Raw genomic sequence first — 13,482 nt, 5'->3', positions numbered from 1 at the left:
CTCAAGGCCGCGCGCTTTGTGGTGTCTGCGTCACAGTGGCTTTTGAGTCGTAGCGGTCAGAATTAAAAAAGTTTTGACTAGCACAGCATATCGCTTTAAACCTTTCATAAATGCGACATAGATTTGCGACATTTCGTCGCTAAATTTGTGAGCGTTCGTGTCGGTGTGTACAATGACCTCCCTTTTGCCCCCGCAAAGCTGGCGTACGTTCGGCGTGGAAGGTAACGGGTTGAATTGAAAAGAAATTTGCCTCGAANAGAGGCAGCCTGGTGAGAAAGTGTCTATGAAAGCAGGTCTGTACCAACCCGATGAATTCAAGGATAACTGCGGTTTCGGCCTGATAGCCCACATGCAGGGCGAGCCCAGTCATACCCTTTTGCAAACGGCCATCGAGGCCCTGACCTGCATGACCCACCGCGGTGGGATCAACGCCGACGGCAAAACCGGTGACGGTTGCGGCTTGCTGATTCAAAAGCCCGACCAGTTCCTGCGCGCTGTCGCAAAAGAACAATTTGCTGTCGACCTGCCCAAGCAGTACGCCGTGGGCATGGTGTTCTTCAACCAGGACCCGGTCAAAGCCGAAGCCGCACGCGAGAACATGAACCGCGAGATCGTCGCTGCCGGCCTGCAGCTGGTCGGCTGGCGCAAAGTGCCGATCGACACCAGTGTGCTCGGCCGCCTGGCCCTGGAGCGCCTGCCTCAGATCGAGCAAGTGTTCATCGCCGGCGATGGCTTGAGCGATCAGGACATGGCGATCAAGCTGTTCACCTCGCGTCGTCGCTCGTCGGTGTCCAACGCCGCCGATACTGACCACTACATCTGCAGCTTTTCGCACAAGACCATCATTTATAAAGGCCTGATGATGCCGGCGGATTTGACCGCCTTCTATCCAGACCTGAGCGATGAGCGCCTGCAAACCGCAATCTGCGTGTTCCACCAGCGCTTCTCCACCAACACCCTGCCGAAATGGCCGCTGGCTCAGCCATTCCGCTTCCTCGCCCACAACGGCGAGATCAACACCATCACCGGCAACCGCAACTGGGCTGTGGCCCGTCGCACCAAGTTCGCCAACGACTTGATGGACCTCGAAGAGCTCGGCCCGCTGGTCAACCGCGTGGGTTCCGACTCTTCCAGCATGGACAACATGCTCGAGCTGATGGTCACCGGCGGCATCGACCTGTTCCGTGGCGTGCGCATGATCATTCCGCCAGCGTGGCAGAACGTCGAAACCATGGACCCGGATCTGCGTGCGTTCTACGAGTACAACTCGATGCACATGGAGCCGTGGGACGGCCCGGCCGGCGTGGTCATGACCGACGGCCGCTACGCGGTGTGCCTGCTCGACCGTAACGGGCTGCGCCCGGCGCGTTGGGTCACCACGACCAACGGTTTCATCACCCTCGCGTCGGAAATCGGTGTCTGGAACTACCAGCCTGAAGACGTGATCGCCAAGGGGCGTGTGGGCCCGGGCCAGATCTTTGCCGTGGACACCGAAACCGGGCAGATCCTCGACACCGACGCCATCGACAACCGCTTGAAGTCGCGTCACCCGTACAAGCAATGGCTGCGCAAGAACGCCCTGCGCATCCAGGCGACCATGGAAGACAACGACCACGGTTCGGCTTTTTATGACGTCGACCAGCTCAAGCAGTACATGAAGATGTACCAGGTCACGTTCGAGGAGCGCGACCAAGTGCTGCGTCCGCTCGGCGAGCAAGGCTACGAGGCCGTCGGCTCCATGGGTGATGACACGCCAATGGCCGTGCTGTCCCAGCGCGTGCGCACGCCGTACGACTATTTCCGCCAGCAGTTCGCCCAGGTGACCAACCCGCCGATCGACCCGCTGCGCGAAGCCATCGTGATGTCGCTGGAAGTGTGCCTCGGTGCCGAGCGCAACATCTTCCAGGAATCGCCTGAGCACGCTTCCCGCGTGATTCTCAGTTCGCCGGTNATTTCCCCGGCCAAGTGGCGTTCGCTGATGAACCTGGATCGTCCGGGCTTCGAGCGCGCGATCATCGACCTCAACTACGACGAAAGCGTCGGCCTCGAAGCGGCCATGCGCAACGTCGCCGATCAGGCCGAAGAAGCTGTGCGCGCCGGTCGTACCCAGATCGTGCTGACCGACCGCCACATAGCGCCAGGCAAACTGCCGATCCACGCTTCGCTGGCCACTGGCGCGGTGCACCACCGCTTGACCGAAAAAGGCCTGCGCTGCGACTCCAACATCCTCGTCGAAACCGCCACTGCCCGCGACCCGCATCACTTTGCGGTGCTGATCGGTTTCGGCGCCTCGGCGGTGTACCCGTTCCTTGCGTACGAAGTGTTGGGCGACCTGATTCGCACCGGTGAAGTGCTGGGCGACCTCTATGAGGTCTTCAAAAACTACCGCAAGGGCATCACCAAGGGCCTGTTGAAGATCCTGTCGAAGATGGGCATCTCTACCGTCACCTCGTACCGTGGCGCTCAATTGTTCGAAGCCATCGGCTTGTCCGAAGAAGTCTGCGACCTGAGTTTCCGGGGTGTGCCGAGTCGCATCAAGGGCGCGCGTTTCGTCGACATCGAAGCCGAACAGAAAGCCCTGGCGGCCGAAGCCTGGAGCGCGCGCAAGCCGATCCAGCAAGGCGGCCTGCTCAAGTTCGTCCACGGTGGCGAATACCATGCGTACAACCCCGACGTGGTCAGCACCCTGCAAGCTGCTGTGCAGCAGGGCGACTACGCCAAGTTCAAGCAATACACCGCGCTGGTGGATAACCGCCCGGTGTCGATGATCCGCGATATGTTCAAGGTCAAGACCCTGGACACGCCGCTGGACATCAGCGAGATCGAACCGCTGGAATCGGTGCTCAAACGCTTCGACTCCGCTGGCATCTCCCTTGGCGCCTTGTCGCCTGAGGCCCACGAAGCCCTGGCCGAAGCCATGAACCGCCTGGGGGCGCGTTCCAACTCCGGCGAAGGCGGTGAAGACCCGGCGCGCTACGGCACCATCAAGAGCTCGAAAATCAAGCAGGTGGCGACTGGCCGTTTCGGTGTAACCCCGGAATACCTGGTCAACGCCGAAGTGCTGCAGATCAAAGTCGCCCAGGGTGCCAAGCCCGGTGAGGGAGGCCAGCTGCCAGGCGGCAAGGTCAACGGCCTGATCGCCAAGCTGCGTTATGCAGTGCCGGGTGTGACGCTGATTTCGCCGCCGCCGCACCACGACATCTACTCCATCGAGGATTTGTCGCAGCTGATTTTCGACTTGAAACAAGTCAACCCGCAGGCCCTGGTCTCGGTGAAGCTGGTCGCAGAAGCTGGCGTCGGCACCATTGCCGCCGGTGTGGCCAAGGCTTATGCCGACCTGATCACCATCTCCGGCTACGACGGCGGCACCGGCGCATCGCCGCTGACCTCCATCAAGTACGCCGGCGCGCCGTGGGAACTGGGCCTGGCTGAAACTCACCAGACCCTGCGCGGCAACGACCTGCGCGGCAAAGTGCGGGTGCAGACCGACGGTGGCCTGAAAACCGGCCTCGACGTGATCAAGGCCGCGATCCTCGGCGCCGAAAGCTTCGGCTTCGGCACTGCGCCAATGATCGCCCTGGGCTGCAAATACCTGCGCATCTGCCACCTGAACAACTGCGCCACCGGCGTCGCGACCCAGAACGAGAAGCTGCGCAAGGATCACTACATCGGGACCGTCGACATGGTGGTGAATTTCTTCACCTACGTCGCCGAAGAAACCCGTGAGTGGCTGGCCAAGCTGGGTGTGCGTTCGCTGGAAGAGTTGATCGGTCGTACCGATCTGCTGGACATCCTCGAAGGCCAGACCGCCAAGCAGCAACACTTGGACCTGACCCCGTTGCTCGGCAGCGATCACATCCCGGCGGACAAGCCTCAGTTCTGCCAGGTCGACCGTAACCCGCCGTTCGACAAAGGCCTGCTGGCCGAGAAGATGGTCGAAATGGCCAGCTCGTCGATCAACGACGCCAGCGGCGNTGACTTCGCCCTGGATATCTGCAACTGCGACCGTTCGATCGGCGCGCGGATCTCCGGTGAAATCGCCCGCAAGCACGGCAACCAAGGCATGGCGAACGCGCCGATCACCTTCCGCTTCAAAGGGACGGCCGGCCAGAGCTTCGGCGTGTGGAACGCCGGTGGCCTGCACATGTACCTTGAAGGCGATGCCAACGACTACGTCGGCAAAGGCATGACCGGCGGCAAGCTGGTCATCGTTCCGCCGAAGGGCAGCGTCTACAAGACNCAGGACAGTGCCATCATCGGCAACACCTGCTTGTACGGCGCTACCGGCGGCAAGCTGTTCGCCGCGGGTACTGCCGGTGAGCGTTTCGCCGTGCGTAACTCCGGTGCCCACACCGTGGTGGAAGGCACGGGCGATCACTGCTGTGAGTACATGACCGGTGGTTTTGTCGCGGTATTGGGCAAGACCGGTTACAACTTCGGTTCGGGCATGACCGGCGGTTTCGCCTACGTGCTGGACCAGGACAACAGCTTCGTTGACCGGGTCAACCACGAACTGGTGGAAATCCAGCGGATCAGCGGTGAGGCGATGGAAGCCTATCGCAGCCACCTGCAACGCGTGCTGAACGAATACGTCGAGGAAACCGACAGCGAATGGGGTCGTAACCTCGCTGAAAACCTCGATGATTACCTGCGTCGTTTCTGGCTGGTCAAACCGAAGGCAGCGAGTTTGAAATCTCTGCTCTCCAGCACACTTGCGAGCCCGCAATGACGACGCAGCGGCAAGTCGCAAGCTTCAAGCCGCAAGCTAAGAGCAGTGCGCGGTGTGCCGGTTTATTTGATTTCTTGCAGCTTCAAGCTTGTAGCTTGAAACTGTCGTGTACGAGGTTTTAAAGATGGCCGAACGTCTCAGCAACGACTTCCAATTCCTCGATGTCGGGCGCAAAGATCCGAAGAAGAAACTGTTGCGTCAACGCAAGAAAGAGTTCGTGGAAATCTACGAACCCTTCAAACCCCAGCACTCGGCCGACCAGGCCCACCGCTGCCTGGGGTGCGGTAACCCGTATTGCGAATGGAAGTGCCCGGTGCACAACTTCATTCCCAACTGGCTCAAGTTGGTGGCCGAGGGCAACATCCTCGCCGCCGCCGAGCTGTCGCACCAGACCAACACCTTGCCGGAAGTCTGCGGCCGGGTGTGCCCGCAAGACCGTCTGTGCGAGGGTGCGTGCACCCTTAACGACGGCTTCGGCGCGGTGACCATCGGTTCGGTGGAGAAGTACATCACCGACACCGCGTTCGCCATGGGCTGGCGCCCGGACATGTCCAAGGTCAAGCCGACCGGCAAACGCGTTGCGATCATCGGCGCAGGCCCGGCGGGCCTGGGCTGTGCCGACGTGCTGGTGCGTGGCGGCGTGACCCCGGTGGTGTTCGACAAGAACCCGGAAATCGGCGGCCTGCTGACCTTCGGCATCCCCGAGTTCAAGCTGGAAAAAACCGTACTGAGCAACCGTCGTGAAGTATTCACCGGCATGGGTATCGAGTTCCGCCTGAACACCGAAATGGGCAAGGACATCACCATGGAGCAACTGCTCGCCGAATACGATGCGGTGTTCATGGGCATGGGCACCTACACCTACATGAAGGGCGGCTTTGCTGGTGAGGACTTGCCGGGCGTTTACGATGCTTTGGATTTCCTGATCGCCAACGTCAATCGCAACCTGGGCTTTGAAAAGTCGCCGGAAGATTTCGTCGACATGAAAGGCAAGAAGGTTGTGGTGCTCGGCGGTGGCGACACCGCGATGGACTGCAACCGCACCTCGATCCGCCAGGGCGCCAAGTCGGTGACCTGTGCGTATCGTCGTGACGAAGCCAACATGCCGGGCTCGCGTAAAGAGGTGAAGAACGCCAAGGAAGAAGGCGTGAAATTCCTCTACAACCGCCAGCCGATCGCTATCGTCGGTGAAGACCGCGTCGAAGGCGTGAAGGTGGTCGAGACCCGTCTTGGCGAGCCGGACGCCCGTGGCCGTCGCAGCCCCGAGCCGATCCCGGGTTCCGAAGAGATCATCCCGGCCGACGCCGTGGTCATCGCTTTCGGCTTCCGCCCGAGCCCGGCGCCGTGGTTCGAGCAGTTCGAGATCCAGACCGACAGCCAGGGCCGCGTTGTAGCCCCGGAACAAGGTCAGTACAAACACCAGACCAGCAACCCGAAAATCTTCGCAGGTGGCGATATGGTGCGCGGTTCGGACTTGGTGGTGACGGCGATCTTCGAAGGCCGTAATGCCGCCGAAGGGATCCTGGATTACCTGGGCGTCTGACCCCGCCCTGACTGCAATAACCCTGTGGGAGCTGGCCTGCCAGCGATAGTCCCACATTGGTTTCCGTGTGTTGCGAACACCGTGTTCCCCCGCGACAAATTGACCCGATAGACAAAAGGCTGACCTGCAACCGTGCCTTTTGCGTCGAGCTCTGAGAAAATGCCCGCACTTTTTTTGCGGATGCCGACATGACTGCCCTCAAGAACGACCGTTTCCTTCGTGCCCTGCTCAAGCAACCCGTAGACGTCACGCCCGTATGGATGATGCGTCAAGCCGGTCGCTACCTGCCGGAATACCGCGCCAGTCGCGCCCACGCCGGCGACTTCATGAGCCTGTGCATGAACCCGGAGTTCGCTTGCGAAGTCACGATGCAGCCGCTGGACCGCTACCCACAACTGGATGCGGCCATCCTCTTCTCCGATATCCTCACCATCCCTGACGCCATGGGCCAAGGCCTGTACTTCGAAACCGGCGAAGGCCCGCGTTTCAAGAAAGTCGTCAGCACCCTGGCCGATATCGAAGCCCTGCCGATCCCTGATCCGCACAAAGACCTCGGCTATGTGATGGATGCTGTCAGCACCATCCGCCGCGAGCTCAACGGCCGCGTGCCGCTGATCGGCTTCTCCGGCAGCCCATGGACCCTGGCCACCTACATGGTCGAAGGCGGCTCGTCGAAAGACTTCCGCAAGACCAAGGCCATGCTCTACGACAACCCGCAAGCCATGCACCTGCTGCTCGACAAGCTGGCGCAGTCGGTCACCAGCTACCTCAACGGCCAGATCATGGCCGGGGCCCAAGCGGTGCAGATCTTCGACACGTGGGGCGGCAACCTGTCGGCGGCGGCGTACCAGGAGTTCTCCCTGGCCTACATGCGCAAGATCGTCAGCGGCCTGATCCGCGAGCACGAAGGCCGCAAAGTGCCGGTCATCCTGTTCACCAAAGGTGGCGGCCTGTGGCTGGAAAGCATCGCCGACGCCGGTGCCGATGCCCTGGGCCTGGACTGGACCTGCGACATTGGCGAAGCCCGTCAGCGCGTGGGCAACCGCGTTGCGCTGCAAGGCAACATGGACCCCACCGTGCTGTACGCCAAGCCGGAAGCGATCCGCACTGAAGTCGGCCGCATCCTGGCCAGCTACGGCAAGGGCAGCGGGCACGTGTTCAACCTCGGCCATGGCATCACGCCGGAAGTNGANCCGGAACACGCTGGCGCGTTCATGCGCGCGGTGCATGAGCTGTCGGCGCAGTACCACGAGTGATCCTCGCCCAATAAAAAACGCCCGGCTTATGCCGGGCGTTTTTGTTTGGTGTACTCGGTCAAATGTGGGAGCGGGCTTGCTCGCGAAGGCGTCGTGTCAGTTGATATCAATGTTGCCTGACACACCGCCTTCGCGAGCAAGCCCGCTCCCACAGGGGGATTGGGTCAGGCCTTCACTCCGCCTAGCGGCGGCAACTTCGCCAGCTTCAACGCCACCAGCAGCGCAATCACCAGCAACGCACCAATGAATAAGCCGATCCCNTTCCACCCGGCAAAGTGCCAGAAGAACCCGCCCGCCGTACCGGCAATACTCGAGCCTGCGTAGTAGCAGAACAGGTACAGCGACGACGCCTGCCCCTTGGCTTTCACTGCACGCCGGCCGATCCAGCTGCTGGCCACCGAGTGGGCGCCGAAGAAGCCGAAGGTGAAGATCAGCATGCCCGGCACCACCAGCNNCAGCGGCGTGAACATCGTCAGCGCGAGACCTGCAAGCATCAGCACAATCGTGGCCCACAGCACTTTTCGCCGGCCCAGCTGGTCGGCCAAGGAGCCGATTTTNGCCGAGCTGTAGATGCCCGACAAATACACCACCGACAGCAGACCGACGAAGGCCTGATCCATGTGGTACGGCTCGGCCAGCAAGCGGTAGCCGATGTAGTTGAACAGGGTGACAAACGCGCCCATCAGCACGAAAGCTTCCAGGAACAGCAGCGGCAGACCGGCGTCGCGAAAGTGCATGGCGAAGCCATCAACCAGACTGCGCGGGTGCAGCGAGCGTGCGCGGAAGTTGCGTGATTCGGGGAGGATTTTCCAGAACACGGTGGCCGCGATCAGCGCCAGGGCGCCGATGATCAGCATTGCAGTGTGCCAGCTGACGAAGTCGATCAACACGCCGATGATCAAGCGCCCACTCATGCCGCCAATCGCGTTGCCGCCGATATACAAGCCCATCGCGAGGCCGATGTGTTGCGGGTGGATCTCTTCGCTCAGGTAGGTCATCGCCACGGCGGCCAGGCCGCTCAACGACAACCCGATCAACGCACGCATCACCAGCACGCCTTGCCAGCTCGGCATCATCGCGCTGGCCATGGTGCACAGTGCGGCGGCGAACAAGGCCGCGACCATCACCGGTTTGCGTCCGACTCGGTCGGAGATCGGGCCGGTGATCAACAAGCCAATGGCGAGCATGCCGGTGGCCACTGAGAGGATCAGGCTGCTCTGCGCCGCGTTGATCGAATATTCGTGGGACAGCAGCGGCATCATCGGCTGTACGCAGTAGAGCAGGGCAAAGGTCGCAAACCCGCCGGAGAACAGCGCCAGCACCGTGCGCATGAACATCGGCGTGCCTTTTTCGATGAAGATCTCTTTCAATTCAGCGACAACATCGTCCGCCGCGGCGGGCGGAACTTCATGGGCAAGGGGGGCGACAGCAGTTTTCACTTCGGACCTCGGAGGGCGCAGCCGGTCAGGCAATGAAAAAAGCATATAGCTGCCTAATGATTCTTTCCAATATATTGTTCGACCTGTTTGATAGCTTTTACGACCTAATGAGGCTTGCATGGAATTGCGTCACCTGCGGTACTTCATCGCCGTCGCCGAAGAACTGCATTTCGGCCGTGCCGCGCAGGTGCTGGGCATCTCGCAACCGCCGCTGAGCCAGCAGATTCAGGCGCTGGAACAAGAGGTGGGCGCGCGNCTGTTCGAGCGAACCAATCGTCGGGTCGAGCTTAGCGAAGCCGGTCGGTTGTTTCTGGAAGAAGCGCGACTGGTGCTGGCGCAAGTCGACAAAGCCGCTGACGTAGCACGGCGTGCGCAGTTGGGTGAGTTGGGCGAACTGAAAATTGGCTTCACTTCATCGGCGCCGTTCAACTCGACCATTCCACAAGCGATTTTTTCGTTTCGCCAGCGCTTCCCGGCAGTGCATTTGAACCTGCGGGAGATGAGTAGCACCCAAGTGGCCGAAGCACTGGTGGATGAGTCGATTGAGGTCGGCATCATGCGACCGCTTGGGCTGCCGGATTCCCTCAGCGTCGTGGAGTTGATGCGTGAGCCGCTGGTGGCGGTGCTCAGCTCCAAACATCCGCTAGTGAATGACAGCGAAGAAGGTTTGTTCCTCTCGGCATTGGCCCTCGAACCGTTCGTATTCTTCCCGCGCAGCTATGGCAGTGGTCTGTACGCACAGTTGCTCAGCCTGGCCCGCGATGCCGGTTTCAGCCCGCACTTCGCACAAGAGGCGGGCGAGGCGATGACGATAATCGGCTTGGTGGCGGCGGGGTTGGGGGTGTCGGTGCTGCCGGCGTCTTATCAGCGCATGCGCATCGACGGCGTGGTGTATCGGCCGTTGCTCGATCCGGAAGCGGTGTCGGCGGTGTGGTTGGTGCAGCGCAAGGATCAGAAGTCGCCGATGGCCAAGGCGTTTGTGGAGTTGTTGACGAGGAAGATAGAGTCTATGACGTAACGATTTTTTTGGGATGTCTTGTTAATCCGTTATCCATCCGTTGGGGTGAATTGTTTTTTTCGCGAGGCGAGCGTTTGGTAAAGTTTGAGTTGGTGAATCAACCGAAGGAAGGCAGTGTGCTGATTTGTGATTTCAGGGGGTATGAAGTCCCCGAAATGATCAAAGTCAGACCTGTTGTCGTGATACGAAAACACAAAACCAACAGCTTACTGGTGACAGTTGTGCCGCTCAGTACTACCGCTCCGGATCGCATACTTGATCACCACCTGGAACTTCAAAGTCATCTACAGGGTGCCAGTCCTGTTTGCTGGGCGAAATGCGATATGGTTGCGACAGTAAGCCTCTCCAGGCTGGACCGGATCAAAAGTCGAGACCGACATGATGTAGGGACTGTCACCTATCAGGTAACGCAACCGGCTTAGTCATTCGCAAGAATAAAGCGGCGGTGCGCAGTGCGCTGGGGTTGCGATGAAGTGGATCAGAGATGAGCGGCGCTTTGCCACCGATTGCAGGCGAGCTGTTTTCAGGCAGACTGGCCGAGTTCCCGAAAGGGGCTTGTGAGACTCTGAGGATCCTGGGCATCCAGCCATCGCAGAGCCAGGCAGGACGCGGCGATGACAAGCCNACCTGTTTGTGAAGGGGCGCCGAAAGGCGCCCTTTGTCGTTCTCGAGGTGCTCGTCTCAGTCCACCCGCACCAGATCCCCGCGCAACGCCACCCCGGACACCACGGCCTTGAGGGCTTCCAGCCCAGGTATTTCCTCGTCGTCACTGCACTGGTATTTCCCGGTGTCCTGGCTCAGGTCGCGCTTGTTGATGCCGGCGATGTTGATCACGGCGTTGGCACCGGCCTTCTTGGCCTTGCTTTGCAAAGTCGCCAAGGTCGATTGCAATGCCCAGTAGCAGGCGTCTTCAGCGGATTTGTCTTCGTTGTCGTCGGCCCTTCGGCTGCTGCTCACCGCATTCAGCTTGTGCACCTGAGTCGGTAGCGCTTCTCCCGCCAGGTAGAACTTGACGCTGCCGTCCAGCAGGCCGACTTCGGTGGCGCGTTTCACGCCTTCCTGAAAGTCCTGGTAGGTGGGTTCATAGGCGCCTTGCGAGGCGAACACTTGATCAGCGTCCGGGTCGGAGGCCAGTTGCTTGACCACGTCGTCGCGCAGGTAGTTGATCCAGCGGTTGTAGGTGCCGTGGATCCTGCCGTCCTTGTAGTCCAGGCCGCGGCTGTCGCGGTAGTCCATTTCGAACGAGGTGGAGGTGTAGGGGATGTCGATTTCGGCGTGGTGCCGGTCGCGCACGGTGATGGCCGCTTTGATCATGCCGGGGCGCGCCGACTGCACGATCCATTGGCGCTCGATCAGTGCGGTGACGATGGCGCGGCTCATCCGATCGTCGCTCAGGCCCTTGTCGCCGGGAAAGTGTTCCTTGGCGGTGTACACCGGGCTGGTGCAGCCGCTCAGCGCAACGACCAGGGTGAATACTGCGCCGATGCGCTGAAACCGAGTCATTCCCTTCACTCCAGACGTTTTTTCAGATCAGTGCCAGCGACGGAAAATCAACGAGGTGTTGACGCCACCAAAAGCAAAATTGTTGTTCATCACGTACTCATTACTCATCTGGCGGAACTCGCCGCGCAGGTAGTCGAGCTTGCCGCAGTGCGGATCGACCTCGTCGAGGTTGAAGGTGTGTACGTACTGGTCGCGGTTCATCATTTCGATGCTGAACCAGGACTCCAGCGCCCCGCACGCGCCCAAGGTGTGGCCAAGGAAGCTCTTCTGCGAACTGATGGGCATACGGCTGCCGAACAACGCGCTGGTGGCCAGTGTTTCGGCAATGTCGCCCTGTTCTGTCGCCGTGCCGTGACCGTTTACGTAGCCGATGTCTGAGGGCTGCAGCCCGGCGTCTTCCAGCGCCAGTTCCATCGCGCGGCGCATGGTTTTCTGCTCCGGGCGGGTGGTGTGCTGGCCGTCGGCGTTGCTGCCGAAACCGACAATCTCGGCATGGATATGCGCGCCACGTGCCAGGGCGTGTTCCAGTTCTTCCAACACCAGCATGCCGCCGCCTTCGCCTATCACCAGGCCATCACGGCCGCTGTCATAAGGGCGCGGGCTGGTTTGTGGGGCATCGTTTTTCAAGCTGGTGGCGTAGAGCGCATCAAATACCATGGCTTCGGTGGGGCACAATTCCTCGGCGCCACCGGCGAGCATCAACGGCAAGCGGCCGAACTTGATGGCCTCATAGGCATAGCCGATGCCCTGGCTGCCGCTGGTGCAGGCGCTGGACGTGGGAATCAAGCGCCCGGTGAGGCCAAAAAAGATGCTGATATTCGCCGCCGTAGTGTGCGGCATCATGCGCACATAGGAGTTGGCGTTCAGCCCTTCGGCCACCGAATTCAGCAGCATATTGCCGAACGCCTTGATCTCGTCGGTGCTGCCGGTGGACGAGCCGCAGGCCACACCCATGCGCCCGTCCTTGATCATCGGGTTACCCAACAGCCCGGCATCGGCCAGTGCCTGCTCGGATGCGCCCACCGCTAGGCGCGAGACCCGGCCCATGCTGCGCAGCTGCTTGCGGGTCCAGTCGCTCGGGACCACGAAATCGTCGATCGGCCCGGCCAGGCGCGTGTTCAATTCGGTGAAACGATCCCACTCGTCCATCCGGCGTATGCCGCTGCGGTTGGCCGCGAAGTTGGCGGCGATGGTGTCCCAGTCGCTGCCCAGGGAGGTCATGCCGGCCATGCCGGTGACGACGACGCGTTTCATCAGCACAGGCCTCCATTCACGGCCAGGACCTGGCGGGTGATATAGCCGGCTTCGGCCGACATCAGGAAATTCACTGCGCCGGCGACTTCTTCCGGGGTGCCCATGCGCTGCGCAGGGATCATCTTCATCAGCTCTTCCACCGGCACGTTTTCATCGAGCATGGCTGTGTCGATCAGGCCGGGTGCGACACAGTTGACGGTGATTTTGCGCTTGCCCAGTTCGATCGCCAATGCTTTCGCCGCGCCGATCAAACCGGCCTTGGAGGCGCTGTAGTTGACCTGGCCACGGTTGCCGATGAGCCCGGAAACCGAGGTAATGCAGACGATACGGCCCGCCGCGCGACGACGAATCATCGGCATCATCACCGGGTGCAAAACGTTATAGAAGCCATCCAGGTTGGTGCGCATCACCACGTCCCAATCGTCTTCGGACAAGGCCGGGAACGCGCCGTCGCGGGTCAGGCCGGCATTGAGCACCACGCCGTAATAGGCGCCATGTTGCTCCACGTCGGCTTCGAGGATGGCCTTGCAGCTGGCGCGGTCGGAGACGTCGAATTGCAAAATTCGAGCATTGCGCCCCAGCGCCTGGATTTCGCCCTGAACGGCAATGGCCTCGGCCAGGCCGCTGCGGCAATGCAACACGATGTCGTGCCCGGCCTGGGCCAGGCGCAGGGCAATGGCGCGGCCGATGCCACGGCTGGAGCCGGTGACCAGTACGGATTCAGTCATGGCTTNNTCCTT

The 13,482-nt window shown here is 60.9% G+C and carries 9 protein-coding genes; 5 read left to right on the top strand and 4 right to left on the bottom strand.

Features of this window, described 5'->3' with window-relative positions:
- Positions 1 to 283 precede the first annotated feature (283 nt).
- The 3 genes from gltB to hemE all read left to right on the top strand — a co-directional run bounded on the left by gltB (position 284) and on the right by hemE (position 7,528).
- On the top strand, positions 284 to 4,729 hold the full coding sequence (gltB, locus tag B7L09_RS15215; protein ID WP_094469509.1) for a glutamate synthase large subunit: 4,446 nt from the start codon (positions 284 to 286) through the stop codon (positions 4,727 to 4,729).
- 124 nt (positions 4,730 to 4,853) lie between these two features.
- A complete protein-coding gene (locus B7L09_RS15210) occupies positions 4,854 to 6,272 on the top strand; it encodes an FAD-dependent oxidoreductase (RefSeq protein ID WP_094469508.1) in 1,419 nt (472 codons plus the stop codon).
- A gap of 188 nt (positions 6,273 to 6,460) precedes the next feature.
- Positions 6,461 to 7,528, top strand: coding sequence for a uroporphyrinogen decarboxylase (hemE, locus tag B7L09_RS15205; protein WP_094469507.1), 1,068 nt, complete (start codon positions 6,461 to 6,463; stop codon positions 7,526 to 7,528).
- 164 nt (positions 7,529 to 7,692) lie between these two features.
- On the opposite strand, the gene B7L09_RS15200 is transcribed toward hemE, so the two are convergent.
- Positions 7,693 to 8,967: an MFS transporter gene (locus tag B7L09_RS15200; RefSeq protein WP_094469506.1), complete on the bottom strand. Its 1,275-nt coding sequence runs from the start codon at positions 8,965 to 8,967 to the stop codon at positions 7,693 to 7,695.
- A 118-nt stretch (positions 8,968 to 9,085) separates the two neighbouring features.
- Between B7L09_RS15200 and B7L09_RS15195 the strand changes: the two genes are divergently transcribed.
- Entirely contained in the window at positions 9,086 to 9,985 is a 900-nt protein-coding gene (locus B7L09_RS15195) for a LysR family transcriptional regulator (RefSeq protein ID WP_094469505.1), read from the top strand.
- A gap of 155 nt (positions 9,986 to 10,140) precedes the next feature.
- Positions 10,141 to 10,407 carry a type II toxin-antitoxin system PemK/MazF family toxin gene (locus B7L09_RS32845; protein WP_438269327.1) on the top strand — a complete coding sequence of 89 codons (267 nt, stop codon included), beginning with the start codon at positions 10,141 to 10,143 and terminating at the stop codon, positions 10,405 to 10,407.
- 259 nt (positions 10,408 to 10,666) lie between these two features.
- Here B7L09_RS32845 and B7L09_RS15185 read toward each other — a convergent pair whose 3' ends face one another.
- The 3 genes from B7L09_RS15185 to fabG are packed head-to-tail and all read right to left on the bottom strand — an operon-like array spanning position 10,667 to position 13,470.
- On the bottom strand, positions 10,667 to 11,488 hold the full coding sequence (locus tag B7L09_RS15185) for a hypothetical protein (protein ID WP_094469504.1): 822 nt from the start codon (positions 11,486 to 11,488) through the stop codon (positions 10,667 to 10,669).
- Positions 11,489 to 11,515: 27 nt separating this feature from the next.
- Positions 11,516 to 12,742 (bottom strand): beta-ketoacyl-ACP synthase, encoded by a 1,227-nt coding sequence (locus B7L09_RS15180; protein ID WP_094469503.1) that lies wholly within the window; start codon positions 12,740 to 12,742, stop codon positions 11,516 to 11,518.
- A complete protein-coding gene (gene fabG / locus B7L09_RS15175; protein WP_094469510.1) occupies positions 12,742 to 13,470 on the bottom strand; it encodes a 3-oxoacyl-ACP reductase FabG in 729 nt (242 codons plus the stop codon). Before fabG ends, B7L09_RS15180 begins: the two co-directional genes overlap by 1 nt.
- Between the last annotated feature and the right edge of the window lie 12 nt (positions 13,471 to 13,482).

Origin of the sequence: Pseudomonas mandelii (genome assembly GCF_002251635.1) — a bacterium.
Lineage (GTDB): Bacteria > Pseudomonadota > Gammaproteobacteria > Pseudomonadales > Pseudomonadaceae > Aquipseudomonas > Aquipseudomonas mandelii_B.
This window is presented reverse-complemented; position numbering and strand designations above follow the sequence as displayed.